Source organism: Delftia acidovorans NBRC 14950 (assembly GCF_001598795.1).
In the GTDB taxonomy this organism is placed as follows: domain Bacteria; phylum Pseudomonadota; class Gammaproteobacteria; order Burkholderiales; family Burkholderiaceae_C; genus Comamonas; species Comamonas acidovorans.
On sequence record NZ_BCZP01000013.1, the window covers coordinates 54,383 to 78,896 of the forward strand.

The following is a 24,514-nucleotide window of genomic DNA, read 5'->3' on the forward strand; positions in this document are numbered from 1 at the left end:
TTCAGGCTCCTTGGTGCACTGCATGGGGCATCACGCTCCAGACGCTGGTGGCCTGCAGCGGCAGCGGCTGCTGCGGACGTGTCTCCAGCCACAGGCGCTGCAGCAGGTTCTGCGCCACCTTGAGCCGGTAGTCGGCACTGGCGCGCATGTCGGACATGGGCTTGAAGTCCTGGGCCAGCGCGGCCTGGGCGGCCTTCACTGCGGCCTGGTCCCAGGGCTGGCCCACGATGGCCGCCTCCGCCAGGGCCGCACGCTTGACCACGGCGGCCATGCCGCCAAAGGCCAGGCGGGCGGACTTCACCACGTCGCCATCGAGCTCGATGGCCAGCCCCGCGCACAGCGCCGAGATGTCGCAGTCAAAGCGCTTGCTGATCTTGTAGGCACGGGTCTGGCGCCGTGCAGCGTCCAGCGGCACGGCCAGTGCCTGCACGAACTCGCCCGGTTCCAGCTGGTTCTTCATGTAGTCCAGATAGAAGTCATGCAGCGGCATGCGGCGCACGCGCGCGCCCTTGCGCAGCTCGATCTGCGCATCCAGCGCCATCAGCACGGGCGGGGAGTCGCCAATGGGCGAGCCATTGGCCACGTTGCCGCCCATGGTGCCTGCATGGCGGATGGGCACGGAGGCAAAGCGCAGCCAGACATCAGTCAGCCCTTCGAAGCGCTGCGACAGCGCCGACCAGGCCGATTCCAGCGAGGCACCGGCGCCGATGTACAGCTCGCCGCCTTCCAGGCTGCCCGCGCCGCGGCGCTCCTCGACGCGCTTCATCTCGGCCACGTCGCCCACATAGACGATGTCGCCCAGGTCGCGGAACTGCTTGGTCACCCACAGCCCCACATCGGTGGAGCCTGCCAGCAGCCGCGCGCGGGGCTTGGCCTCGCACACGGCGGCCAGCTCGTCCAGCGTGCGCGGAGCGTGGAAGCTGTCCACACGGCCGTCCTGGGCGGCGTTGGGCGCGGCGTAGTCCAAGCCGGCATCCTGCGCGCGCAGGCCCTGCAGTGCCTGCACCACGGGTTCGGTGGCCATGCGCGTGGCGGGCAGGTCGAACATGCGCTGGCCTGCGTCCAGGATGGGACGGTAGCCCGTGCAGCGGCACAGATTGCCCGACAGCTCGTCGGCCAGCTGCTGGCGCGAGGGGCGCGTGCCGGCCTGCTGGTGGTGCTCGTAGGCCGACCACAGCGACATCACGAACCCCGGCGTGCAAAAGCCGCACTGCGAGCCGTGACAGTCCACCAGCGCCTGCTGCACGGGATGCAGCTCGGCACCGCCCGCAGGCTTGCCCGTGGCACAGCCCTGCTTGCCGGCGCATTGGCCCTTGACGTCCTCCACCGTGAACAGCGCCTTGCCGTGCAGCGTGGGCAGGAACTGGATGCAGGCATTGACCGTCTGCAGCTGCAGGCCGCCCACGGCGTCGGGCGCGCCGTCTTCGGCCAGCTCGGCGATGACCACGGTGCAGGCGCCGCAGTCACCTTCGTTGCAGCCCTCCTTGGTGCCGGTGCAGCGCGCGTCGCCGCGCAGCCAGTCCAGCACCGAGCGCGTGGGATGCGGCCCCTGTACCTCGACGATCTGGCCGCGGTGATAGAAGCGGATGGGTTGGGAACTGGGGCTCTGGCTCATGCTCGTGGGGGCAACTGCTGGTGCGTGGACTGTTCGGATCACGACTTACGCAAATTCCGAGGAAGAAAGCCGCTGGCCCTGTGGCGATGGCGTGTTTGCGTTCTTGCTTGCGTAAGTCCTGCGGATGTACCCGAGATTAAGTCCAGCCCCGCCCAAACGCATAAGACGGCCTCGATATTTCCTATGCGGGCTGCCATATATCCTTGTCAAAAACAAGGGTAAACCCGCAACAAAAGTGTGGATTGCAGCGGTTCAGGGTTCAAAAGGTATGCACAGCCCTCACTCGTGCTCGGCCGGCTCCAGAGGCTTGGGCCGCACATCCTCATCGTCGCCGAGCTGCGAGAAGATCATGGTCGAGGCCAGCGTCACCGCGCCCATGCAGACGAAGGTGGCGCGGAAGGCATTGAGGGTGTGCTGCGGCGTGTCGCCGCCGAACCATTCGCTGAAACCGGCCAGCACGGCGCCTGCGGCGGCCACGCCCATGCCCATGGCCAGCATCTGCACCATGGACAGCAGGCTGTTGCCGCTGCTGGCGTTGCCGGCATCGAGGTCCTTGAGCGTGACGGTGTTCATGGCCGTGAACTGCATGGAGTTGGTGGCGCCGAAGATCAGCAGCTGGACGATGACCACCCACAGCGGCAGCGCCGTGGAGACCGTGCCGAAGCTGGCAATCATCAGCGACAGCACCAGGGTGTTGCCCATGAGCACGCGGCGGTAGCCGATGCGCTGGATCAGCGTGGTGGTCTGGCGCTTCATGGCCATGCTGGCCAGCACCGTGGGCAGCATCATCATGCCGGCCTGCAGCGGAGAGAAACCCAGGCAGACCTGCAGCACCAGCGGGATCAGGAAGGGCATGCAGGAGCTGCCCAGGCGCGAGAACAGGTTGCCCAGCAGGCCCACGCGCAGGCTGCGCACGGCAAACAGCTCGGGGGCGAACAGCGGGTCGGGCCGGCGCAGCGCGTGCAGCCAGTAGGCGGCCAGGCTGGCCAAGCCGAAGATCAGCAGCACGAAGACCATGGCGCCGTGGATGCCCTTGCCCGACATGCTGTCCAGCGCCAGCGACACGGCCACCATGCCGAAGGCCAGCAGCGCATAGCCCACGCCGTCGAAGCGCTTGACGGCAAAGCGGTCACCCACAGGCATGAAGCGCAGCGTGGCGGCCAGGCCGATCAGGCCCACGGGCACATTGACCAGGAAGATCCAGTGCCAGCTCACGTACTCCACCATCCAGCCGCCCAGCGTGGGGCCGATCAGCGGCCCGACCAGGCCGGGGATGGCCACGAAGCTCATGGCCTTGAGGAACTGCTCGCGCGGAAAGGCGCGCAGCACGGCCAGCCGCCCCACCGGCATGAGCAGCGCCCCGCCCATGCCCTGCAGCACGCGCGCAGCCACCATCAGCTGCAGGTTGGGCGCAATCGCGCACATCACCGAGCCCAGCACGAACAGCGCAATCGCCCACAGGTAGACACGCCGCGTGCCGAAGCGGTCGGCCATCCAGCCCGAGGCCGGGATCAGCATGGCCATGGTCAGCGAGTAGGCGACGATGACCGACTGCATGCGCAGCGGGCTCTCGCCCAGGGCCTCGGCCATGGTGGGCAGCGCGGTGTTGACGATGGTGCCGTCCAGCGTCTGCATGAAAAAGCCGATGGCCACAAGCCATAGCAGCACCGAACGCGAGGAGGATGTGGTGGAGGCGGAAGCGCTTTTGTCTTCAGGAATCATGGCAAGGCAGGAAGGGCGCAGGCGTTAAAAAACCGCCTGCGCATTGCTGCGCGGCGGTTGGTGGCGTGTTGTGCGGCGGGCTGCTGCGGGCTTCACTGCAGCGCGGCCGACAAGGCTTACACCGAGAAGCTCGATCCGCAGCCGCAGGTGGTGGAGGCGTTGGGGTTCTTGATCACGAACTGCGCGCCCTGCAGGTCTTCCTTGTAGTCGATCTCGGCACCCACCAGGTACTGGTAGCTCATGGCGTCGATCAGCAGCGACACGCCATTCTTGGTCATGGTCGTGTCGTCGTCGTTGGTGATCTCGTCGAAGGTGAAGCCGTACTGGAAGCCCGAGCAGCCGCCACCTTGCACGAACACGCGCAGCTTCAGGTCAGGGTTGCCTTCCTCGGCGATCAGATCGGCCACCTTGGCAGCTGCGCTGTCGGTGAAGACGATCGGGGTGGGCATTTCGGCGGTGGTGGTTTCGGTGATTTCTGCGACGGCGCTCATGGGGATACTCCGAAGTTCTCAATTGGCCCGAATGGTACAGCAAAGGGCTCGGGAATTCCCGGGGCCGCCAGCTTGACGACAGTGCAAGTGGGGGCATTGGCCACCGACGGCGAAGGTGAATGCGAAGGGTTTGCATCGCCCAGAAAAAAACCGCCGGCAAAGGCGGTTTTTTTCTGGGGAAAGCCCCGGGGGACTTTCCTGCAGTGCCAGCGGATTAACGCTTGGAGAACTGCTTGGCGCGGCGTGCGGAGCGCAGGCCGACCTTCTTACGTTCGACTTCACGAGCGTCACGCGTCACGAAGCCGGCTTGGCTCAGGACGGGCTTGAGCGCTGCGTCATAGTCGATCAGGGCGCGGGTGATGCCGTGGCGGGTAGCGCCGGCCTGGCCGGATTCACCACCACCGTGGACGTTCACTTGAATGTCGAAAGCTTCCAGGTTGCTCGTCAGAGCCAGGGGTTGCTTTGCGATCATGATCGAGGTTTCGCGGCCGAAGTATTCCTGAATGTCCTTGCCATTCACGGTAATCTTGCCGGAGCCCTTCTTCAGGAACACGCGTGCGACGCTGGATTTGCGACGGCCGGTGCCATTGTTCCAATCACCAATCATCTAGGTCTCCTTAGATTTCCAGAGCCTTGGGCTGCTGGGCGGTGTGGGGATGCTCAGCACCGCCGTACACCTTGAGCTTCTTGATCATTGCGTAGCCCAGGGGACCCTTGGGCAGCATGCCCTTGACGGCCTTTTCCAGAGCGCGGCCGGGGAACTTGGCCTGCATGTCGCGGAAGTTGGTGGCAGTGATGCCGCCGGGGAAACCAGAGTGGCGGTAGTACACCTTGTCCAGGTTCTTGGTGCCGGTGACCTTGAGCTTGGAGGCGTTGATGATGACGATGAAGTCGCCGGTGTCAACGTGAGGTGTGTAAATGGCTTTGTGCTTGCCGCGCAGACGGAGTGCCACTTCGCTGGCGACACGTCCGAGCACCTTATCGGTGGCGTCAATCACAAACCACTCGTGTTGCACCTCAGCGGGCTTTGCGCTGAATGTAGACATGAGTTTTCTCTTTCAAGAAAGGTTTGGCGGGTCCTTTTCCGCGGTCGGCGCTTCTTCAAAAAGGAAGCCTCTTAGGCGGGGATGTAAACTTCGCCGCGGGACCCTAAAATCGCTGCGAAGCCCTCCATTATACAAAAACGGCAGGTCTTCGCCATCCCCCCTTGCGCCGCCCTGGCTTCAGCGCCGGCCCCCATCCTTCAGCCGCCACGGACAACCACCCGGCAGCGCGGCTGGTTACCATACGCCTATGTTCAGTTACCGCCACGCCTTCCATGCAGGCAACCATGCCGATGTGCTCAAGCACACCGTGCTGATCGCCACCCTGCAATACCTCCTCCAGAAGGATGCCGCCCTCACGGTGCTGGACACGCACGCCGGCGCCGGCCTGTACCGACTGGACGGCGACTACGCCAACAAGAGCGGCGAGTCCGCCGACGGCATCATGCGCCTGGCCCAGGCCAAGGAGGCCGAGCTGGCCCCGGTGCTGCAGGCCTACCTGGCCACGGTGCGCTCCTTCAACCAGGGCGCGCAGCTGCGCAACTACCCGGGCTCGCCTTTCATCATCCAGTCCCTGCTGCGCGTGCAGGAGCGCGACAAGCTCAAGGTCTTCGAGCTGCATCCCACCGACATGCGCTCGCTGGTGGGCAACATTGCCCAACTCGAAGCGGGCCGCCAGGTGGCCGTGCTGCACGAGGACGGCTTCGAGGGCATCAAGAAATTCCTGCCGCCACCGTCGCGCCGCGCCCTGGTGCTGTGCGACCCCAGCTACGAGCTCAAGAGCGACTACGCCAAGGTGCTGGACATGGCGGCCGACAGCCTCAAGCGCTTTGCCACAGGCACCTATGCGGTCTGGTATCCGATCATCCCGCGCCCCGAGGCGCACGATCTGCCGCGCCGCCTGAAGACCATGACAACCAAGGCCGGCAAGAGCTGGTTGCATGTGGAGCTCACGGTCAAGAGCAACAAGACGTCGGAGCGCGGCGGCCTGCCGGCCAGCGGCATGTTCCTGATCAATCCGCCGTTCAATCTCAAGGAACAGCTCAAGCCGGCCATGCCGCAGCTGGTCAAGCTGCTCGGTCAGGACGAGAACGCGGCCTTCACGCTCGAATCCGGCGGCTGAACACGGTTCAGCGCGAGCTCGACGCCGCAGAGGCCACTGCCGTGGCCGAGGCTGCGGCGGGCGCAGCGGCCTTCGCCACCGGCTTGGCGGCAGGGGCGGCCCGGCTGGCCACGGCCGTGCGTGCATTGGGCCTGGGTGCGGGCGCCTTGGCCTGCACACGCGGCCGGACCGGGGCCTTTGCCTGAACCTGGGTCCGCGCCTGCGTTTGTGTTTGTGTCTGTGCCTTGGCCTGCTGAGTCTTCTTGAGGGACTCTGCCTTCCTGGCCGTGACCAGGGTTTCGGGGCATTCTTCCTCGCCTTCGTCGAGCTGCCACAGCTCCACGGGCTTGATTCCCAGGCCGACCATGCCCAGCTCCTGCGCAGCGGCCTGGCTCAGGTCGATCACGCGGCCGGGCGCAAACGGCCCCCGGTCATTGATGCGCACCACCACCGTCCTGCCTGTCGCGGCGCTGCGCACGCAGACACGGCTGCCGAAGGCGAAGCTGCGGTGGGCAGCCGTCAGTTCTTCCTTGTCGAAACGTTCGCCGCTGGCCGTCAGCCGGCCATGCAGGCCCGGGCCATACCAGGAAGCCAGGCCTTGCTGGTCGCTGTCGCGCGAGGGAACGAGGGCGAAATCGGGATTGGAGGGAGCGTCGGCGCTCTCTTCCGGCGAAGCCGGTTCGGAGGGCCTGGCATCCGCGGACCTGCTGGCAGGCGGCGTGGCCCGCGAGGCGCGGCTGCTGCGCTTGCCTGCTGAGGGAACGGCCGCAGGCGTCTGGCCTTCAGCCATGGCCTCGGCACCTGCCGAACCAGCAGAACCGGCCATCAGGGCGCCGGACTCGGCATCGGTTTCGGCCACGGGAGCCGGTGCGCAGCCAGCCAGGGTGGCGGTGATGGCACACATGGCCAGCCAGCGCCAATGCAGGCGTCGAAAATTACGATCCATGGGCAAAAACCTCCAGGGAACGCCTGACCGTTCCCAAGTTCTAGAGGGCCGCCTGGGGCCGGCGCAGTGGCTGCGCGCTCAAAGGCCCAATCGATCGCAGATTTCCAGCGTGGCGACGCTCTGGTTCATCGTATAGAAGTGCAGCCCGGGAGCGCCCTGGCTGCGCAACTGCTCGCATAGACGGGACACGACATCGAGGCCGAAGGCGCGAATGGACGCCGTGTCATCTCCGTAAGCCTGCAGACGCAGGCGGATCCAGCGCGGGATCTCGGCGCCGCAGGCGTCCGAGAAGCGCATCAGCTGCGTAGAGCTGGTGATGGGCATGATGCCGGGAACAACCGGTGCATCAAGCCCCATGCCGCGCGCCGCATCAACGAAACGGCAGTAGGCGTCGGCATTGTAGAAATATTGGGTGATCGCGGAATCCGCGCCAGCGCGCACTTTAGCCGCAAACGCTTCCAGATCGGAATGTGGGGATTTCGCCTGCGGGTGGACCTCGGGATAGGCTGCCACCTCGATGTGAAACCAGTCGCCGAACTCGCGGCGTATGAATTCCACGAGGTCGCTGGCGTACTGGAATTCCCCTCCCAGGCCATAGCCGCTGGGCAGGTCGCCGCGCAGCGCAACGATGCGGCGCACGCCCATGGCCTTGAGCTCCTGCAGCTCGGCACGCACCTTGTCGTGCGTGGCGCCCACGCAGGAGAAATGCGATGCCGCGCTGACGCCTTCGCTCTGGATGTCACGCACCATGTTGAAGGTGCCGGCCTGCGTGGAGCCGCCCGCGCCATAGGTGACGGAGCAGAACTGGGGCTTGCGCGCATAGAGGTTCTTGCGCACCTGCACATGCTTGGCCGCGCCTTCGGGCGTCTTGGTCGGGAAGAATTCGAAGCTGATCGGAAAGCTCATGTAAGACTCACTGCTCAGTGTTTCATTCGTTGCGTTTGCGCAGCTTGGCGCGCCCCGGTCCGGGCACGCCGAACTCGGTGCTGGTGTCGATCACACGCTCGTTGCGCTGCTCGCGCAGCACGGTGCGGGACACGCGCTTAGGCGCGGTTTTCACGGCCGAACGGGGCTCGTCGTCGTCCTGCGTTTCAGGCTGTGCAGGCTCCTTCACCACGGCCGCCTGCTGGGCATGCACGAAGAATTCGCGGTTGCCGTCACCGCCTTCGATAGCCGACTCCATCCAGCCCTTGACCTCCAGGCCCAGCTCGCCCAGGCAGGTGCGGATGCGCTGCTCCACCTCGGTGAACAAGGCTGCGTCGCGCACGATGCCGCCCTTGCCGACCTGGCCCGGCTGCAGTTCGAACTGCGGCTTGACCAGCATCAGCAGCTGGCCGTGCGGCTTGAGCAGGCGCGTGACGGCCGGCAGCACCAGGGTCAGAGAGATGAAGGACAGATCGCCCGTGACGAAGTCGAACTGCGGCGTGATGTCCACGTCGGCAAACTCGGCGCGGCGGCGGCGCTGCGTGGCCACCGTGCCTTCTTCCCGGGCCTTGCCCTTGGCCGCGCGCTCGGCCTTGAAGGCCTCGATCTCTTTTTCCTTGGCGTCGTCGCTGTCGTCGTAGTCTTCATCGACCAGACCGCCGTTGCGCATCCAGGCATAGGGCGCCACGGGCTGAGTGTCGTTGTCGTCGGGATCTTCTTCCCAGCGTTCGGACAGCACTTCCTCGCAGGACTCCTGCAGGCCCTCGGCCGTCACCGCGCGGGCGTTGACGCCCTCGACGCAGATCACACGCACATCCGAGCGCAGCCGGTCATGCAACTGGCCATGGCCCACATCCACGCCGATGACCTGGGCGGCGCCCGCCTGCAGCAGGCAGTCGGTGAAACCGCCCGTGCTCTGGCCCACGTCCAGGCAGCGCAAGCCGTCCACCGACAGCTTGGTGGCCGCCAGCGCGCCTTCCAGCTTCAGCCCGCCGCGCGAGATGAACCGGGCCTCGGCCCCGTCCAGCAACTGCAGCTCGGCACCCGCAGGAATCTCGTCGCCGTTCTTGGCAACCTTCTTCCAAGGCGTCAGCGGCGTCATGCGCCATTGCACGCCACCCGCAATCAGCCGCTGCGCCTGCGAGCGCGTGGCCGCATGGCCGGCTTCCACCAAAAATACATCTGCGCGCATAGCGTCGTTCCCAGGAAATCTCTAAACCAATGACGCCAAGCGGCGCCGCACCCCACAACTGGCAGGGCCCAACTCAGGGACACCGAGCAAGGGCCGCCCCGCCGCGAGGGTGTCGTCCCCCTCCCTTGCGAAGCAAGTAGAGAGGGGGAAGCGGCGCAAGCCGCTCAGGGGGTGCTTAGTAGCGGTAGGTTTCGGGCTTGTAGGGACCCTGCTTGCTCACACCGATATAGGCAGCCTGGCCGTCCGTCAGCTCGGTCAGCATGGCGCCGACCTTCTTCAGGTGCAGGCGGGCAACCTTCTCGTCCAGGATCTTGGGCAGCACGTAGACCTTGCCGACCTCGTAGGCATCGGGCTTGGTGAACAGCTCGATCTGGGCGATGGTCTGGTTGGCGAACGAGGCGCTCATCACGAAGCTGGGGTGGCCGGTGGCGCAACCCAGGTTCACCAGGCGGCCCTTGGCCAGCAGGATGATCTTCTTGCCGTCAGGGAAGGTGATGTGGTCCACCTGGGGCTTGATTTCTTCCCACTGGTACTGCTCGATGGAGGCGACGTCGATCTCGTTGTCGAAGTGGCCGATGTTGCAGACGATGGCTTCGTTCTTCATGGCCACCATGTGCTCGTGGCGGATGATGTCGCGGTTGCCGGTGGTGGTCACGAAGATGTCGGCCTTGTCGGCTGCCCACTCCATGGTCACGACCTTGTAGCCTTCCATGGCCGCCTGCAGGGCGTTGATGGGATCGATCTCGGTGACCCAGACCTGGGCCGACAGCGCGCGCAGCGCCTGGGCGCAGCCCTTGCCCACGTCGCCGTAGCCGGCCACCACGGCAACCTTGCCGGCGATCATCACGTCGGTGGCGCGCTTGATGCCGTCCACCAGCGATTCGCGGCAGCCGTAGAGGTTGTCGAACTTGCTCTTGGTGACGGAGTCGTTGACGTTGATGGCACGGAACTTCAGCGTGCCCTTGGCCGACATCTCGTTGAGGCGGTGCACGCCGGTCGTGGTCTCTTCGGTCACGCCGATGATGTGGGCGCTCTTGCGCGTGTACCAGGTGGGGTCCTGGGCCAGCTTGGCGCGGATGGCGGCGAAGGCGATCTTCTCTTCTTCGGAGGCGGGGTTGTCCAGCACGGACAGGTCCTTTTCGGCGCGCATGCCCAGGTGCAGCAGCATGGTGGCGTCGCCGCCGTCGTCCAGGATCATGTTCGGGCCTTCGCCTTCGGTGCCGGCGGCGCCGAATTCAAAGATGCGGTGGGTGTAGTCCCAGTAGTCGGCCAGCGATTCGCCCTTGATGGCGAACACGGGCGTGCCGGTTTCCGCGATGGCAGCAGCAGCGTGGTCCTGCGTCGAGAAGATGTTGCACGACGCCCAGCGCACTTCGGCGCCCAGGGCCTTGAGCGTCTCGATCAGCACGGCCGTCTGGATGGTCATGTGCAGCGAGCCGGTGATGCGCGCGCCCTTGAGGGGCTGGGCAGCGGCGAATTCCTCGCGCGTGGCCATCAGGCCGGGCATTTCGGTTTCAGCGATCAGGATTTCCTTGCGGCCCCAGGCAGCGAGGGAAATGTCAGCGATGGCCGTGTCGGCGGAAACGGGACGAACAGCAGCGTTCATGGTTTTCTCCAAAAGATGAATGAAAAACCACGTTCTGCGGGAGACGAAAAAAAGCTCACCGCACAGAAAGCGTGGGCGAGCGTCGTTGCAGGTATGACTCCGAGCCTCGCGACCACGCCTGATGTGTGGGGGCCGCTGCAACGCTCCTCGGAGAGGCGCTGATTATACCGATCCCGGGGATGCCTCACCGCCCAGCCCCACAAGCCGGTAGCCCACCTGCAGCTCGGTCACCAGGTGGCGCGGCTGGGCCGGCTCGTCCTCGATCTTCTGGCGCAGATTGGCCATGTGCACGCGCAGGTAGTGGGCGCGGCTCAGGTACTCGGGGCCCCAGACCTGCAGCAGCAGCTGGCGGTGGGTCATCACACGGCCCTGGGCGGCGATCAGGGCCGCCAGCAGGCGGAATTCGATGGGCGTGAGGTGCACCGGCTGCCCGGCGCGCCGCACCTCATGCGTGGCCAGGTCCACTTGCACCGGGCCGAAGTGCACCTTGCTGGACGCGGCGGTGCCGCCCGCCCCACCGGCAGCGCCCAGCTGCTGGCGGCGGCGCAGCATAACGCGCAGTCGGGCCAGCAGCTCGGGCACGCCGAAGGGCTTGACCAGGTAGTCGTCGGCGCCGGCATCCAATGCGGCCACCTTCTCGTCCTCACGCTCGCGCGCAGAGAGCACGAGCACGGGCACGGAGGACCACCCGCGCAGCTCGGTCAGGACCTGCTTGCCATCGGCGTCCGGCAGGCCCAGGTCGAGGATGACCAGGTCGGGCTGGCGGCTGGCGGCCTCGATCAGGCCGCGGCGCGCGCTGTCGGCCTCGAAGACCTGCCAGCCTTCGTCTTCCAGCACCAGGCGCACGAAGCGGCGGATGCCGGGGTCGTCCTCGATCATCAGGATGCGGTTGGCGGGCGTGCTCATGGGGGGCTTTCGTGCATGGCGGGACTCTAATCCAGCGCAGGCTGCTCGGGCACGGGAAAGCGCAGCGTGAAGATGGTGCCTGGGCCGGGCCGCGCGGCGGCAGCCTCGATGCGCCCGCCATGTGCCTCGACAATGCTGCGCACCAGCGCCAGGCCCAGGCCGATGCCCGAGACGGTGGACTCGGCCGTGCCGCGCGTGAAGGGCTCGAACAGCGTCTCCACCGGCAGGTGGGATGGCAGGCCCGGCCCGCCATCGCGCACGGACAGCAGCAGTTCGCCATCCTGCACACGCGCACTGATGGCCAGCGGCGTGCCGGCCGGCGTGTACTTGGCGGCGTTGTCCAGCAGGTTGACCAGCACGCGCTCCATGAGCAGGGCATCGAGCTGCAGCAGCGGCAGGCTGGCGGGCACATCGGTGCTGACGGGATGCTGGCCCAGGCGCGCGCGCATCTGGCGCAGCGCGCTGCCCACCACTTCGTCCAGCGGAAGCCATTCGCGCTGCAGGTGCACGCCGCCTTGCTGCAGGCGCGCCATGTCCAGCAGGTTCTCCACCAGGCGCTGCATGGCCTGCGCCTGTATGCGGACCTGCTCCAGCATGTCGGCCGCGCCGCCCGGCGGTACATGGCGCTGCGCGGCCTCGGCCGCGCCCAGGATGGTGGTCAGCGGGGTGCGCAGGTCGTGCGAGACGGCCGACAGCAGGGTGTTGCGCATGCGCTCGCCCTCCATGGCGATCTGGGTCTGCTGGGCCACGGCCACGAAGTGCTGGCGCTCCAGCGCCAGCGCCACCTGGCTGGCACAGGCCTCCAGCAGGCGCTGCTCCTCGGGCACCTCCAGGCGCTGCGGCGCACGCAGTTGCAGCACCAGCACGCCGCGCATGCGCACGGGTGCGGCCAGCGGCACATAGCGGGCCGGTGCGGCCGGCAGCGTGTCCGTGCCCTGGCCGGCCTGCTGGCCATGGTCCATGGCCCAGCGCGCAATGCTGTCGTCCATGGGGCAGGAGCCGCCGCCGGCGGGGCGCAGGCGCTCGTCGGCATCGGGCAGCAGCAGCCCGGCCTGGGCGTCGAACACGCCCGAGACCGTGCTCAGCGCAATCTCCACCACCTGCTCCTGCGTGAGCGCGCCCGAAAGGTCGCGCGCCAGCCGCGCCAGGGCGCCCGCGCGCCGCTCGCGCTCGGCCGCCACGCGCGCCTCGTGGCGCAGCCGCGCCATGAGCTGGCCGCAGACCAGGGCCACGCCCAGCATCAGCACGAAGGTGAACAGGTACTGCGTGTCGTTGACATGGAAGGATCCGCGCGGGGGCACGAAGAAAAAGTCGAAGCACAGTACCGACAGCAGCGCCGCCCAGGCGCCCGGGCCACGCCCCCAGCGCAACGAAGACAGCACGACGATGAGCAGAAACAGCATCACCACGTTGGCCGGGTCGAAGATGCGCAGCAGCTGCTCGGCCAGCACCGTGGCGGTCAAGCAGGCCAGGGTCACGCCGGCATAGCCCTTCCAGGGCAGCGGCCTGCGCCGCAGCGGTGCTGCAGGCGCGGCCTCTGTCCGGGCCGCGCTGGATCCCCCGGAGAGCACCAGCACGTCGATGTCGGGATGCAGTTGGACGATGCGGTCGGGCAGGCTGCGGCCCCACCAGCGCCAGGGCGACCATGCCGGGCGCGGCGGTTGGGCCAGCACCAGGCGGCTGGCGTTGCGCTCGCGCGCGAAGGCAACCAGGGCCTCGGCCACATCGGCGCCCGGCAGCGTAGCCGTCTCGGCCCCCAGGCGCGCGGCCAGGGCCAGGGTCTTGAGCACGGCGGCCTGCACGCTGCGTGGGCGGTGCTGGCGCTGGGGCGCGTCCACGTAGACCACCATCCAGTCCGCATCGAGCCGGCGCGCCATGCGCGCGACCTGGCGCACCAGGGCGTCGTCGCCCGCGTGTCCTGCCACGGCCACCAGCAGGCGCTCACGCGCAGGCCAGACCGTGCCTATGGAGCGTTCGCGCCGGTAGTCGCGCATGTCCTCGTCCACGCGATCGGCCGTGCGGCGCAGCGCCAGCTCGCGCAGCGCCAGCAGGTTGCCGCGGCGAAAGAAGTTGCGCGAGGCCCGCTCGGCCTGCTCCAGCATGTAGACCTTGCCGTCCTTCAAGCGGCGCAGCAGCTCGTCGGGCGAGATGTCGACGACGATGACCTCGTCGGCATCGTCGAAGATCTGGTCGGGCACGGTCTCGCGCACCGTGATGCCCACGATGCCGCCCACCACGTCGTTCAGGCTTTCCAGGTGCTGCACGTTGATCGTGGTCCAGACATCGATGCCTGCGTCCAGCAGCTCCTGCACGTCCTGCCAGCGCTTGGGATGGCGCGAACCCGGCGCATTGCTGTGCGCCAGTTCATCGAGCAGCAGCACGCGCGGCCGCCGCGCGAGCGCCGCATCCAGGTCGAACTCGCGCAGCGTCCGCCCCTGATGCGGCAGCTCGCGCAGCGGCAGTTGCTCCAGGCCATGCAGTTGCTGCGCCGTTTCCTTGCGGCCATGGGTTTCCACGAGTCCCACCAGAACCTCGCGGCCCCCCTGGCGTTCGCGCTGGGCGGCGGCCAGCATGGCGTAGGTCTTGCCCACGCCTGCATTCGATCCGAAGTAGATGCGCAGCTTGCCCCGTCCCTCCTGCGCCCGCTCATGGCGCAGGCGCGCGACCAGGGCGTCGGGATCGGGGCGCGGCAGACCGGGCGGCGCCGGCTCGGCAGAGGACGAAATGGGCATGGTTCTCAGCCTAGCACCAGAGCGTGCTCCCACACTAGAACGCCGCCGACAGCGACAGCACCCAGCCGCTGCGGCCCAGGCTTTGCATCTGGCCCGCCGCGTTGGCCGCGCGGTAGTAGCGCGTGTCGGCCGAGGTGCCGGCCCAGGCCAGCGTGGCCGTCCACGGTCCCCAGCTGCGGGCCAGCGAGACGCGCCAGTCGGCATACGACAGTTCGCTGTAGTTGCGAACCTGCGTGTGGCCGGCATGCAGGCCCAGCACCGCCCAGTCGCCCAGCGGATGCTGGTAGTTCAGGTCCAGATAGCTGCTGCCGCGTGAGCTGCCGCTGCCGGGAAGCGCCTCGGCAAAGGCCGTGGCCGCCGTGCTGTCGCGCAGCCCGAAGTAAGGCGTCAGCGCCAGCGACCATTTGGCGCTGAAGCCGCCGTTGGTGACGCCCAGATAGGCCTCGGTGGTGTCGTAGCGCACGCCGCCGCTGCCATCCCCGCGGGGCACGCGCGCGCCGGGGTAGTTGTAGTGCAGCAGGCCGATGTCGCCCGTCCAGCCCGGCAGCAGCTCGGTACGCCAGCCGCCGTACAGGTCCAGCTCCAGCGCGCGGCCATCCAGATAGCTGTGGCGCGACACGCTGGAGCCGGACACGCCCAGGTAGGCGCCGCGCGGCAGCGACAGCTCCAGCCCGCCCTGCAGCGCCGGCCCCATCCAGCTTTGCGAGATGCCCCGGAAACGGTAGTCGCTGAGCAGCGTCACGCTGCCGGTGAGGGCGTAGGCGGGTGCGGGCGATTCCTGGGCAGCGGCGCTGGCAGCGCTGACGGGGGAGGTCTCGGCCTGCGCATGGCAGGATGCGGCCGCCAGCGACAGCAGTGCGGCCAGGGAGAAATGGGGGACGGCACAAGCGGCCGTCATGGAAGAAACGGATTTCATCTTGGTTTTCTTGAAGAGAAGAGCAAAGCGGGGCCTGCCCGGCCGGGCAGGCGGGCCGCACAGGGTCACGCCAGGTTCAGAGCCACCAGCAGCATGTCGATCAGCTTGATGCCGATGAAGGGAACGACCAGGCCGCCCAGGCCGTAGATCAGCAGGTTGCGCCGCAACAGGGCCGAGGCACCGATGGCACGGTAGGGCACGCCGCGCAGGGCCAGCGGGATCAGCACGATGATGATCAGCGCGTTGAAGATCACGGCACTCAGGATGGCCGAGCCCGGGCTGGCCAGCCCCATGACGTTGAGCGCCGACAGCTGCGGATACGTGCCCACGAAGGCGGCCGGGATGATGGCGAAGTACTTGGCCACGTCGTTGGCCACGCTGAAGGTGGTCAGCGCGCCGCGCGTCATCAGCATCTGCTTGCCGGTCTCCACGACCTCGATGAGCTTGGTCGGGTTGCTGTCCAGGTCCACCATGTTGCCGGCTTCCTTGGCCGCCTGGGTGCCGCTGTTCATGGCCACGGCCACGTCGGCCTGGGCCAGGGCAGGTGCGTCGTTGGTGCCGTCGCCGGTCATGGCCACAAGCCGGCCGGCGGCCTGGTGTTCGCGGATCAGGCGCAGCTTGTCCTCGGGCGTGGCTTCGGCCAGGTAGTCGTCCACGCCGGCCTCGGCCGCAATGGCCGCCGCCGTGAGCGGGTTGTCGCCCGTGATCATCACGGTCTTGATGCCCATGCGGCGCAGCTCGGCAAAGCGTTCGCGTATGCCGTGCTTGACCACGTCCTTGAGCTCGATCACGCCCAGCACGCGGGCACCGTCGGCCACGACCAGCGGCGTGCTGCCGCGCCGTGACACATCCTCCACCACCTTGAGCATGGCGGGCGGGAACTGGCCGCCCAGGGATTCAACGTGGCGGCGCACGGCGTCGGCCGCGCCCTTGCGCAGGCTGCGCGTGGCGCCGTCCGGCTGGGGCATGTCCACGCCGCTCATGCGCGTCTGGGCCGTGAAGGGCACGAAGACCGCATGCAGCGTGGCCAGGTCGCGCTCGCGCAGGCCATGCATCTCCTTGGCCAGCACGACCACGCTGCGGCCTTCAGGCGTCTCGTCGGCCAGCGAGGCCAGCTGCGCCGCATCCACCAGCTGCGCGGCCGTCACGCCGGGCGCGGGCAGGAACTCGCTGGCCTGGCGGTTGCCCAGCGTGATGGTGCCGGTCTTGTCCAGCAGCAGCACGTCCACGTCGCCGGCCGCCTCCACGGCGCGGCCCGAGGTGGCGATCACGTTGGCCTGCATCATGCGACTCATGCCCGCCACGCCAATGGCCGACAGCAGGCCCCCGATGGTGGTCGGGATCAGGCACACCAGCAGCGCCACCAGCACCGTCAGTCCCACGACCTGGCCGCTGCCCGTCAGCTCCACCGCAAAGGACGAATAGGGCCGCAGCGTAACGATGACCAGCAGGAACAGCAGCGTCAGCCCGACCAGCAAAATGGTCAGCGCCAGCTCGTTGGGCGTCTTGTGGCGGCGGGCCGACTCCACCATGGAGATCATGCGGTCCAGGAAGGACTCGCCGGGATTGACGGTGATCTGCACCACCAGCCAGTCCGACAGCACGCGCGTGCCGCCCGTGACGGAAGAGAAGTCACCACCGGCCTCGCGGATCACGGGGGCCGATTCGCCGGTGATGGCGCTCTCGTCCACCGAGGCCACGCCCTCGATCACTGTGCCATCCAGCGGCACGGTGTCGCCGGCCTCAACCAGCACCCACATGCCCGAACGCAGTTCTTCGGCACCCACGGGATGCCAGCGGCTCTGGTAGTTGGCCTGCTCCAGCTTCTTGGCGACGGTGCTGCGCTTCATGCTGCGCAGGCTGGCGGCCTGGGCACGGCTGCGCCCCTCGGCCAGCGCCTCCGCAAAATTGGCGAACAGCACGGTGAACCACAGCCACAGCGCAATCGCCAGGATGAAGCCCGCAGGCGCTTCGCCTTCGCCCGCCAGGGCCTGAGCCCAGAGCAGGCTGGTGAAGATGGCGCCCAGATAGACCACGAACATCACCGGGTTGCGCCATTGCGCGCTGGGAGCGAGCTTGCGGATGGAGTCACCCAGCGCCTGGCGCACCAGCGAAGGATCGAACAGGGACAAAGCAGTTTTGCGCGACATGGCTTACTCCTTGGCGGCATGGGCTGCCGCAGGCTGCAGCGTCGCGGCCGAGAGATCGTCCAGCGCCAGATTCAGCTGCAGCACGTTCACGCGCGGCTCGCCCAGCAGGCCCAGCACGCGCGGCTCCACCTGCTGGCGCAGCAGTTCCTGGACCTTGGCCACGGGCAGTTGGCGCTCGCGGGCCACGCGCGGCAGTTGCAGCTCGGCATTGGCCACCGAGATGTGCGGGTCCAGGCCGGAGGCCGAGGCCGTCACGGCATCCACAGGCACCGCAGCATCTGCAGCCAGGCCATTGAGTTCGCGGTAGGCCGCCACGCGCGCCGCCACGGACTCCTTGAGCGCCGCATGGGTCGGACCCTGGTTGGTGGCAGCCGACAGCGCAGCGTTGTAGGGCGCGGCCACCGTGGCATCGGCCTTGTCGGGATCAGGCGCCGAGGTGGCGCTGGGCCGGCCCTGGAAATAGCGCGGCGAGGCGAACTCCTGCCCGATCAGGGCCGAGCCCACGACCGAGCCCTGGCGCATGACCAGGCTGCCATTGGCGGTCTTGGGAAACGCAGCCTGGGCCACGAGCGTGGTGACCAGCGGATAGGCCAGGCCCGTGACCACGGCGACGAACAGCGCCGACCGCAGGCTGGGGCCGAACAGCGAGCGCAGACCACCAGGAACGGCCTGCGTTTGTGCCTGCGCATCAGCGCGCAGCACCGGCAAGGAGCCGGAAGTATGTGTTTGAACTTGCATCTCGAAACCTCCGCCGCACGGCCCTGCCAAGGCAGAACCGGCGGCCAAGAAAAAAACGGGCTCAGGTGGCTCAGGGATTCAGGGGTAGACCTGTCCTGACAGCATCTGCAGCTGCTCGACCACGGGCCCCAGGGCCAGCGAAGGCAGGAAGGTCAGCCCGCCGACCACGACCACCACGAAGACCAGCAGCCCCATGAACAGCGGCGTGGCCGTCGGGAAGGTGCCCGGCCCCGCAGGCACGGTGGGCTTGGCCGCCAGGCTGCCGGCCAGGGCCAGCATGGGCAGCAGCGTCAGATAGCGGCCCGCCAGCATGGCCAGGCCGATGGTGGTGTTGAAGAACGGCGTGTTCGCATTCAGGCCCGCAAAGGCCGAGCCGTTGTTGGCCGTGCCCGAGGCATAGGCATAGAGCACTTCCGAGAAGCCATGCGGCCCCCGGTTGGCCAGGCTGGCCAGTGTGTCGGGCCAGACCGCCGCCAGCGCCGTGAAGCCCAGGACGGAGATGGGGTGCGCCATCACGGCCAGCATCACCAGCTTGATCTCGCGCGCCTCGATCTTCTTGCCCAGGAACTCGGGCGTGCGGCCAATCATCATGCCGGCCAGGAAGACCGTGAGGATGGCGTACTGCAGCAGGTTGATCAGGCCCACGCCATCACCGCCGAACACGCAGTTGAGCATCATCTGTGCCAGCGGCACCAGCCCGCCCAGCGGCGTCAGCGAGTCATGCATGGCATTGACCGATCCCGTGGTCGCGGCCGTGGTCGTGGCCACGAACAGCGCCGTATCGGCGATGCCGAAGCGCAGCTCCTTGCCCTCCATGTTGCCGCCCGGCTGGGTGGCACTGATCTGCTGGTCGGCACCTGCGGCCGTGAGCAGCGGATTGCCTGCCTGCTCGGCCGTGAACACCAGCGCCAGAAAGCCCACGAACATCACCAGGCAGGCGCCGAACAGCACCCAGCCCTGGCGGCGGCGCAGCAGCATGGAGCCGAAGGCATAGGTCATGGCCGAGGGAATCAGCAGCATGCCCAGGATGTGGATGGCATTGGTCAGCGGCGTGGGGTTCTCGAACGGATGGGCCGCGTTCATGCCGAAGAAGCCGCCACCGTTGGTGCCGATGTGCTTGATGCTCTCCAGGCTGGCCACGGGGCCCAGCAGAATCTGCTGGCGCGCGCCCTCCAGCGTCGTCGCCCAGACCTGGCCATCCAGCGCCTGCGGCACGCCCTGCCACACATAGACCAGGGCCACCACAAAGCTCAGCGGCAGCATCACGCGCCACAGCACGCGCACATAGTCCACCCAGTAGTTGCCCAGGTCCGATGCACTGGAGCGCGCCAGGCCTCGAATGAAGCCCGCAGCCGCGACCACACCCGTGATAGCACCCGCAAACATCATGAAGGTAATGGCCACCATCTGCGTGGCGTTGGACAGGCTGCTCTCGCCCGAATACGCCTGCCAGTTGGTATTGGTCACAAAGGACGCGGCCGTGTTGAAGGCCAGATCCGGCGTCTGCGCCGCATTGCCCAGTGCATTCAGCGGCAGCCAGCCCTGCGCGCGCAGCAGCGCATAGCCCAGCAGCAGCATGGCGCCGTTGGACAGCAGCAGCGCCAGCCCGTAGCGCTGCCAGCCCATGCGCTCGGCGGGGTTCACGCCCAGGGCGCGAAAGCTCAGCCGCTCGATCCAGGCATGGTGCTCACTCGTGAAGCAGCGTGCCAGCCACTGCCCCATGGGCACGGCCAGCGCCGTCATCACCAGCAGCACCAGTGCATATTCCATCCAGGTCAACCACATGGCGGTCTCCTTTCAGGCAGTCAAATCCGGCCCAGCGCCGCCACGAAGGCCAGCAGGCCCCCGAAGCAGCCCAGGCTCAGGGCGATAAAGATCAGGTCTTGCATCTGCGCCACCTCAGAACTGCTCGGGCCGCAGCAATGCGTATCCGAGGTAGACAAACAGAGCCAGAGCGCCCAAGGCGCCCAGCCATCCGGTGATTTCGGTCAGGGTCATAGGAATTTCTCCCGCATCGGCACCGCTTGGCGGCACCTGTTGTTGCGATGGGGAAAACTCTAGGGCCGGGGCTGTCAAAAGCGGATTGAGATTGCGGCATGCCGTATCAAGACGGCATCAAGATGTCCACCGATGCCTCTTATCGAATGGTTCAGAACCCCGCCCTTCACGCTCTGCCATCCCACCCTTATGACCCCTGCACTCCCAGTGAAAAACACTTCCACGACAGGCCAGGCAACCGATGGCAGGACTTTCCTTCGTTTCTGGGGTTTGCTCAGCCTCCTGTACCTGGGATGGCTGCTGATCTTCTGGCCCGGCGTGCTGGGCGAGGACAGTGCGGCCGTCCTCATGGAAGTGGACAACCCGGACAAATTCCGCTCCGGCAAGGGGGTGCTGTGGTACTACTTCATCCGCCTCACCTACGGCGCCACCCACTTGGTGGAAGTACCCATCATCGCGTTGATATTGCTGTGCGCCATGTTCTTCGCCCGCATGCTGGCCTGGTACTGGACCTCGCGGCACCGCGCGCTGTGCGTCTTTCTGCTGCTCTTCATCTGCGCGGCGCCGCACATGTTCTATTTCACAGGCACGCTGTACCCGGACGCCATCTTCGCCGTGGCTTCTTGCGCGCTGCTGTTCGAGCTCTGGCTGCTGTGCAGCCAGCGCCAGCACAGTCGGGCATCCCTGGCCGTGATTGCCCTTGCCTTGCCCTTCGCCGTGTTCGTGCGCGCCAACGGGATCGTTTTCCTGGCACCTGCCATGCTGGCCCTGTTTCTCGCCGACCGCCGCAGCCGCTGGTATCTCGGGACCATCATCGCGTTCTGGTGCGCCACGGTCTCTGCAGGAACCCAATTGCACAAATCGACCGCGCAAAGCGCCACGGATTCACTGGTCCTCTTCGAGACCGTCAAGCTGCTCCAGCCCAGGGCCATGAACGATCTATGGCAAAAGCAGCCCCTCATGAACGACCCTTGGGTACTGCAGGAGCCCAAGCTTTCCGCGCGCACCCTGGAAATCCTCGACAGCTACCGCCCCCGGGAGCTGATGCTCACCTACTCGGACCCAGCCTACTGGGACATGCTGGTGTTCCATCCGTCAGGCCCCCAGCTCTTCGGGCTGCCCGAGGACCAGCGCAAGGAACTGGTGCAGGAATTCTTCCGCTACAACCTGTGGCACAACCTGCCGGACGTTGTGGCCAGCCGTGTGAACGTTTTTTTGGCTGCGGCGCTTGCGCAGGGTGGATTTCCTGCGCTCGACTATGCGCAATACGTCCTGAAGCGCACCCAGACACAGTCGCAGATGCGCCGGTTCGGGCTGGACCAGGCAGAACAGGCACTGCGCGCCGTGCACAGATATAGCTACGCTTGGCGGTGGCTGCTGTGGACACCTTGGCTGGGCATGGGCCTGCTGGCCTTGATGCTGTGGCGCAGTTGCCGCGGCAAGGACCTGCCAGCCCTGCTTGTGACAATTCCCCTGGCGTTGCAACTGGCAGGTATCACTGCATTCGCTTCGGCAGGCGAATATCGTTACTTACTGCTTTTCTTCACCATGCCGCTGGTACTCATTCCCATAATGATTTCGTCAGCGCACGAAAACAGGTCGTAACAGCCCCCAGGCGGCAGGTCAATGCATGGGCCAATCAGGGACATCGTGTAAAAGCCATCTTTTGCCCACGCTCTGTAAAATGCGCCGATTCGCCACGGGTGCCAGACACCCGTGCGCTCTCGACAGCCCATCTCCTGGATTCCCCCTTGACTTACGCCCTGGAAACCCGGCGCCGCCGGACTTTTGCCATCATTTCCCACCCCGACGCGGGCAAGACCACGCTGACCGAAAAGCTGCTGCTGTTCTCGGGCGCGATCCAGATCGCGGGCGCCGTCAAGGGCCGCAAGGCCAGCCGCCATGCCACCTCCGACTGGATGGAAATCGAAAAGCAGCGCGGCATCTCGGTGGCCAGCTCGGTCATGCAGATGAGCTACCGCGACCACGTGGTCAACCTGCTCGACACGCCCGGCCACAAGGACTTCTCGGAAGACACCTACCGCGTGCTCACGGCCGTGGACTCGGCGCTGATGGTCATCGACGCCGCCAACGGCGTGGAATCGCAGACCCGCCGCCTGATCGAGGTCTGCCGCCAGCGCGACACGCCCATCATCACCTTCGTCAACAAGATGGACCGCGAAGTGCGCGATCCGCTGGACATCCTCGACGAAGTCGAGCGCGAACTGGGCATGCCCTGCTGCCCCGTCACCTGGCCTGTGGGCCAGGGCCGGCAGTTCGGCGGCATCATCAACCTGCTCACCCAGACCATGACGGTGTTCCAGCCCGGCAGCGAACGCCGCCCGCAGGATTTCGAGGCCATCCCCCTGGCCGAGGCCGACAAGCTGCGCGCGCGCTTCGGCCGGTCCTTCGACGATGCGCTGGAAAGCATGGAACTGGCCCAGGGCGCCTCGGCCCCCTGGGACCACGAGGCCTTCCTGGCAGGCAAGCTCACACCGGTCTTCTTCGGCTCCGGCGTGAACAACTTCGGTGTCATGGAAGTGCTGGATGCAGTGGTGGACATGTCGCCCCCGCCCGGCCCCCGCAAAAGCTCGCTGCTGGTCAACAAACAGCCTGTGGAAAAGATCATCCAGCCCGAGGACGAAGGCTTCTCCGGCGTGGTCTTCAAGGTCCAGGCCAACATGGATGCCAACCACCGCGACCGCATCGCCTTCGTGCGCGTGGCCTCGGGCAAGTACACGCCCGGCATGAAGATGAAGGTCCAGCGCACCGCCAAGGAGCTGCGCCCCACCTCCGTCGTAACCTTCATGAGCCAGCGCCGCGAAGCCGTGGAAGAAGCCTATGCGGGCGACATCATCGGCTTCACCACGCATGGCGGCGTTCAGCTGGGCGACACCATCACTGACGGCACCAACCTGCAATTCACGGGCCTGCCCTTCTTCGCCCCGGAAATGTTCATGACCGTGGTGCTCAAGAACCCGCTGCGCACCAAGCAGCTGCAGCAGGGCCTGATGCAGCTGGGCGAGGAAGGCGCCATCCAGGTTTTCAAGCCCGAGGCTGGCGGCAACATGCTGCTGGGCGCCGTGGGCCAGCTGCAATTCGAAGTCGTCCAGCACCGCCTGAACGCCGAATACGACTGCGACATCCGCCTGGAAGGCTGCCAGTACACCGGCGCCCGCTGGATCACGGCCGACACCCCGGCCGAACTGCGCGAATTCGAGAACGCCTACCCGCTGCGCATGGCGCGCGATGCGGCCGATACGCTGGCCTATCTGTGCACGTCACCCTATGACGTGCGATTGGCGCAGGAGCGGTTTCCGAAGATCCATTTCCATCCGCTGCGCGAGCATGCGGGGTTGGCGTTGCAATCCGGAAACTGACCATCGACAGGCATGAACTCAAGCACCCGCAGCCTTCCCCGCCCGGTTTCCCACACCAACAATTTCGATGCCATTCGAATTGTGGCGGCCCTCGCGGTTCTCGTCAGCCACCACCATGCCCTCATAGGCCAATTCGAACCATTGGTACTGGGCATACATTCGCTGGGCGGCTTTGCAGTGCTTGTGTTTTTCGTGGTCAGCGGCTATCTGGTGACCTGCAGCTGGAACAATGATCCGCATCTCATACGCTTTGCCCTGAGGCGTGCCCTGCGCATCTGGCCAGCGCTTATTGCCGTTGTCGTTCTGACCGCTTACGGGCTGGGCGTCTGGCTGACAACCCTTCCCCCTGAGGACTATTTGCGCGACAGTGCAACGTCCGGCTATTTGTCCAATATATGGATGCATGGCAAAGCTGGACTTCCAGGACTTTTCGAAAACAATCCGCTCAAAGGAGCGGCCAATGGATCAATATGGACGATTCCCTATGAGGTGCAATGCTATGTGATCCTGGCGTGCGCTGGATTGATGGGCGCCTTGCGCATTCGTACCGTCTGGCTCCTGATGGTACTGGTGACAGCCATATGGTATCAAATCAAATACGGACCGGATTTTCACGCTGACTGGAAATTGAAGCGCGAAATGATGGTTTATTTTATCCTGGGCTCTGCAATCGCTGTGCTTCAGCCGTACTGGAGCAAACGGTCACTGCTTTGGCTTGCCGTATTGACGGCAGCAGGATTGTGCGCCTGGTTTTTTGGACTGCGCTATCTTTCACTGATGATAGCACTCCCTTATATTCTGATATATATTGGAATAAAATCAACCCCCATATTGCGACAATTCGGTCGATGGGGTGATCCATCCTACGGGCTGTATCTGATTGCCTTCCCCACTCAGCAGACCATTATTCATTTTTTCTGGCCTACCATCGGTTCGGCCGGGGTTCTTGTATTTTCCGTCGCTATCACCACCGCTCTGGCATATGCTTCGTGGCATTGCATAGAAAAGAGAGCGCTGAAGATCAAGCCTCGCAAACCATAGGCCCAAACATGC

Annotated in this window: 20 protein-coding genes and 1 riboswitch; of the genes, 4 read left to right on the forward strand and 16 right to left on the reverse strand. The window is 66.1% G+C overall.

The window, feature by feature from the left end:
• Position 1: 1 nt before the first annotated feature.
• The 5 genes from xdhA to rplM all read right to left on the reverse strand — a co-directional run bounded on the left by xdhA (position 2) and on the right by rplM (position 4,874).
• The gene (gene xdhA, locus DA1_RS17745; RefSeq protein ID WP_034397318.1) at positions 2 to 1,615 is read right to left on the reverse strand and encodes a xanthine dehydrogenase small subunit; all 1,614 of its coding nucleotides are present in this window, start codon (positions 1,613 to 1,615) and stop codon (positions 2 to 4) included.
• Positions 1,616 to 1,894: 279 nt separating this feature from the next.
• The gene (gene mdtD, locus DA1_RS17750; protein ID WP_013800450.1) at positions 1,895 to 3,337 is read right to left on the reverse strand and encodes a multidrug transporter subunit MdtD; all 1,443 of its coding nucleotides are present in this window, start codon (positions 3,335 to 3,337) and stop codon (positions 1,895 to 1,897) included.
• Positions 3,338 to 3,453: 116 nt separating this feature from the next.
• Positions 3,454 to 3,828, reverse strand: coding sequence for an iron-sulfur cluster insertion protein ErpA (gene erpA / locus DA1_RS17755; RefSeq protein WP_013800449.1), 375 nt, complete (start codon positions 3,826 to 3,828; stop codon positions 3,454 to 3,456).
• 214 nt (positions 3,829 to 4,042) lie between these two features.
• Positions 4,043 to 4,435, reverse strand: a complete 393-nt coding sequence (rpsI, locus tag DA1_RS17760) for a 30S ribosomal protein S9 (RefSeq protein WP_012207710.1) — start codon at positions 4,433 to 4,435, stop codon at positions 4,043 to 4,045.
• Between the two features lie 10 nt (positions 4,436 to 4,445).
• On the reverse strand, positions 4,446 to 4,874 hold the full coding sequence (gene rplM, locus DA1_RS17765; RefSeq protein ID WP_012207711.1) for a 50S ribosomal protein L13: 429 nt from the start codon (positions 4,872 to 4,874) through the stop codon (positions 4,446 to 4,448).
• Positions 4,875 to 5,121: 247 nt separating this feature from the next.
• Between rplM and DA1_RS17770 the strand changes: the two genes are divergently transcribed.
• Positions 5,122 to 5,994 (forward strand): 23S rRNA (adenine(2030)-N(6))-methyltransferase RlmJ, encoded by an 873-nt coding sequence (locus DA1_RS17770; protein ID WP_012207712.1) that lies wholly within the window; start codon positions 5,122 to 5,124, stop codon positions 5,992 to 5,994.
• A gap of 7 nt (positions 5,995 to 6,001) precedes the next feature.
• Here DA1_RS17770 and DA1_RS17775 read toward each other — a convergent pair whose 3' ends face one another.
• From DA1_RS17775 to kdpF, 11 genes are all read right to left on the reverse strand, one after another.
• Positions 6,002 to 6,919: a septal ring lytic transglycosylase RlpA family protein gene (locus DA1_RS17775; RefSeq protein ID WP_034397319.1), complete on the reverse strand. Its 918-nt coding sequence runs from the start codon at positions 6,917 to 6,919 to the stop codon at positions 6,002 to 6,004.
• 78 nt (positions 6,920 to 6,997) lie between these two features.
• Positions 6,998 to 7,825: a methylenetetrahydrofolate reductase [NAD(P)H] gene (gene metF / locus DA1_RS17780; RefSeq protein ID WP_034397320.1), complete on the reverse strand. Its 828-nt coding sequence runs from the start codon at positions 7,823 to 7,825 to the stop codon at positions 6,998 to 7,000.
• Between the two features lie 22 nt (positions 7,826 to 7,847).
• On the reverse strand, positions 7,848 to 9,035 hold the full coding sequence (locus DA1_RS17785) for a TlyA family RNA methyltransferase (RefSeq protein ID WP_034397321.1): 1,188 nt from the start codon (positions 9,033 to 9,035) through the stop codon (positions 7,848 to 7,850).
• Positions 9,036 to 9,210: 175 nt separating this feature from the next.
• The gene (gene ahcY, locus DA1_RS17790; protein WP_013800445.1) at positions 9,211 to 10,641 is read right to left on the reverse strand and encodes an adenosylhomocysteinase; all 1,431 of its coding nucleotides are present in this window, start codon (positions 10,639 to 10,641) and stop codon (positions 9,211 to 9,213) included.
• Positions 10,642 to 10,711: 70 nt separating this feature from the next.
• A riboswitch (S-adenosyl-L-homocysteine riboswitch) is annotated at positions 10,712 to 10,796 on the reverse strand.
• A gap of 7 nt (positions 10,797 to 10,803) precedes the next feature.
• On the reverse strand, positions 10,804 to 11,547 hold the full coding sequence (locus DA1_RS17795) for a response regulator (RefSeq protein WP_034397322.1): 744 nt from the start codon (positions 11,545 to 11,547) through the stop codon (positions 10,804 to 10,806).
• A 26-nt stretch (positions 11,548 to 11,573) separates the two neighbouring features.
• A complete protein-coding gene (locus DA1_RS17800; RefSeq protein ID WP_034397323.1) occupies positions 11,574 to 14,279 on the reverse strand; it encodes a DUF4118 domain-containing protein in 2,706 nt (901 codons plus the stop codon).
• A 34-nt stretch (positions 14,280 to 14,313) separates the two neighbouring features.
• Positions 14,314 to 15,177 (reverse strand): TorF family putative porin, encoded by an 864-nt coding sequence (locus tag DA1_RS17805; protein ID WP_013800442.1) that lies wholly within the window; start codon positions 15,175 to 15,177, stop codon positions 14,314 to 14,316.
• Between the two features lie 83 nt (positions 15,178 to 15,260).
• Positions 15,261 to 17,345 carry a potassium-transporting ATPase subunit KdpB gene (kdpB, locus tag DA1_RS17810; RefSeq protein WP_013800441.1) on the reverse strand — a complete coding sequence of 695 codons (2,085 nt, stop codon included), beginning with the start codon at positions 17,343 to 17,345 and terminating at the stop codon, positions 15,261 to 15,263.
• A 3-nt stretch (positions 17,346 to 17,348) separates the two neighbouring features.
• Positions 17,349 to 18,083, reverse strand: coding sequence for a K(+)-transporting ATPase subunit C (gene kdpC / locus DA1_RS17815; RefSeq protein WP_034397324.1), 735 nt, complete (start codon positions 18,081 to 18,083; stop codon positions 17,349 to 17,351).
• A gap of 78 nt (positions 18,084 to 18,161) precedes the next feature.
• Positions 18,162 to 19,868: a potassium-transporting ATPase subunit KdpA gene (gene kdpA, locus DA1_RS17820; RefSeq protein WP_034397325.1), complete on the reverse strand. Its 1,707-nt coding sequence runs from the start codon at positions 19,866 to 19,868 to the stop codon at positions 18,162 to 18,164.
• Between the two features lie 114 nt (positions 19,869 to 19,982).
• Positions 19,983 to 20,081, reverse strand: a complete 99-nt coding sequence (gene kdpF, locus DA1_RS17825) for a K(+)-transporting ATPase subunit F (protein WP_034397326.1) — start codon at positions 20,079 to 20,081, stop codon at positions 19,983 to 19,985.
• A gap of 207 nt (positions 20,082 to 20,288) precedes the next feature.
• Here kdpF and DA1_RS17830 point away from each other — a divergent pair, with 207 nt between their 5' ends.
• From DA1_RS17830 to DA1_RS29820, 3 genes are all read left to right on the forward strand, one after another.
• On the forward strand, positions 20,289 to 21,686 hold the full coding sequence (locus tag DA1_RS17830) for a hypothetical protein (RefSeq protein ID WP_230590947.1): 1,398 nt from the start codon (positions 20,289 to 20,291) through the stop codon (positions 21,684 to 21,686).
• A gap of 146 nt (positions 21,687 to 21,832) precedes the next feature.
• The gene (locus DA1_RS17835) at positions 21,833 to 23,461 is read left to right on the forward strand and encodes a peptide chain release factor 3 (protein WP_034397330.1); all 1,629 of its coding nucleotides are present in this window, start codon (positions 21,833 to 21,835) and stop codon (positions 23,459 to 23,461) included.
• Between the two features lie 12 nt (positions 23,462 to 23,473).
• Entirely contained in the window at positions 23,474 to 24,502 is a 1,029-nt protein-coding gene (locus DA1_RS29820; protein ID WP_080736973.1) for an acyltransferase family protein, read from the forward strand.
• Positions 24,503 to 24,514: the final 12 nt, after the last annotated feature.

What these genes read in the sequence shown, in the direction of transcription:
- xdhA (WP_034397318.1), bottom strand. Translation starts at nt 1,615, where the DNA reads ATGAGCCAGAGCCCCAGTTCCCAACCCATCCGCTTCTATCACCGCGGC.
- mdtD (WP_013800450.1), bottom strand. Translation starts at nt 3,337, where the DNA reads ATGATTCCTGAAGACAAAAGCGCTTCCGCCTCCACCACATCCTCCTCG.
- erpA (WP_013800449.1), bottom strand. Translation starts at nt 3,828, where the DNA reads ATGAGCGCCGTCGCAGAAATCACCGAAACCACCACCGCCGAAATGCCC.
- rpsI (WP_012207710.1), bottom strand. Translation starts at nt 4,435, where the DNA reads ATGATTGGTGATTGGAACAATGGCACCGGCCGTCGCAAATCCAGCGTC.
- rplM (WP_012207711.1), bottom strand. Translation starts at nt 4,874, where the DNA reads ATGTCTACATTCAGCGCAAAGCCCGCTGAGGTGCAACACGAGTGGTTT.
- DA1_RS17770 (WP_012207712.1), top strand. Translation starts at nt 5,122, where the DNA reads ATGTTCAGTTACCGCCACGCCTTCCATGCAGGCAACCATGCCGATGTG.
- DA1_RS17775 (WP_034397319.1), bottom strand. Translation starts at nt 6,919, where the DNA reads ATGGATCGTAATTTTCGACGCCTGCATTGGCGCTGGCTGGCCATGTGT.
- metF (WP_034397320.1), bottom strand. Translation starts at nt 7,825, where the DNA reads ATGAGCTTTCCGATCAGCTTCGAATTCTTCCCGACCAAGACGCCCGAA.
- DA1_RS17785 (WP_034397321.1), bottom strand. Translation starts at nt 9,035, where the DNA reads ATGCGCGCAGATGTATTTTTGGTGGAAGCCGGCCATGCGGCCACGCGC.
- ahcY (WP_013800445.1), bottom strand. Translation starts at nt 10,641, where the DNA reads ATGAACGCTGCTGTTCGTCCCGTTTCCGCCGACACGGCCATCGCTGAC.
- DA1_RS17795 (WP_034397322.1), bottom strand. Translation starts at nt 11,547, where the DNA reads ATGAGCACGCCCGCCAACCGCATCCTGATGATCGAGGACGACCCCGGC.
- DA1_RS17800 (WP_034397323.1), bottom strand. Translation starts at nt 14,279, where the DNA reads ATGCCCATTTCGTCCTCTGCCGAGCCGGCGCCGCCCGGTCTGCCGCGC.
- DA1_RS17805 (WP_013800442.1), bottom strand. Translation starts at nt 15,177, where the DNA reads ATGACGGCCGCTTGTGCCGTCCCCCATTTCTCCCTGGCCGCACTGCTG.
- kdpB (WP_013800441.1), bottom strand. Translation starts at nt 17,345, where the DNA reads ATGTCGCGCAAAACTGCTTTGTCCCTGTTCGATCCTTCGCTGGTGCGC.
- kdpC (WP_034397324.1), bottom strand. Translation starts at nt 18,083, where the DNA reads ATGCAAGTTCAAACACATACTTCCGGCTCCTTGCCGGTGCTGCGCGCT.
- kdpA (WP_034397325.1), bottom strand. Translation starts at nt 19,868, where the DNA reads ATGTGGTTGACCTGGATGGAATATGCACTGGTGCTGCTGGTGATGACG.
- kdpF (WP_034397326.1), bottom strand. Translation starts at nt 20,081, where the DNA reads ATGACCCTGACCGAAATCACCGGATGGCTGGGCGCCTTGGGCGCTCTG.
- DA1_RS29820 (WP_080736973.1), top strand. Translation starts at nt 23,474, where the DNA reads ATGAACTCAAGCACCCGCAGCCTTCCCCGCCCGGTTTCCCACACCAAC.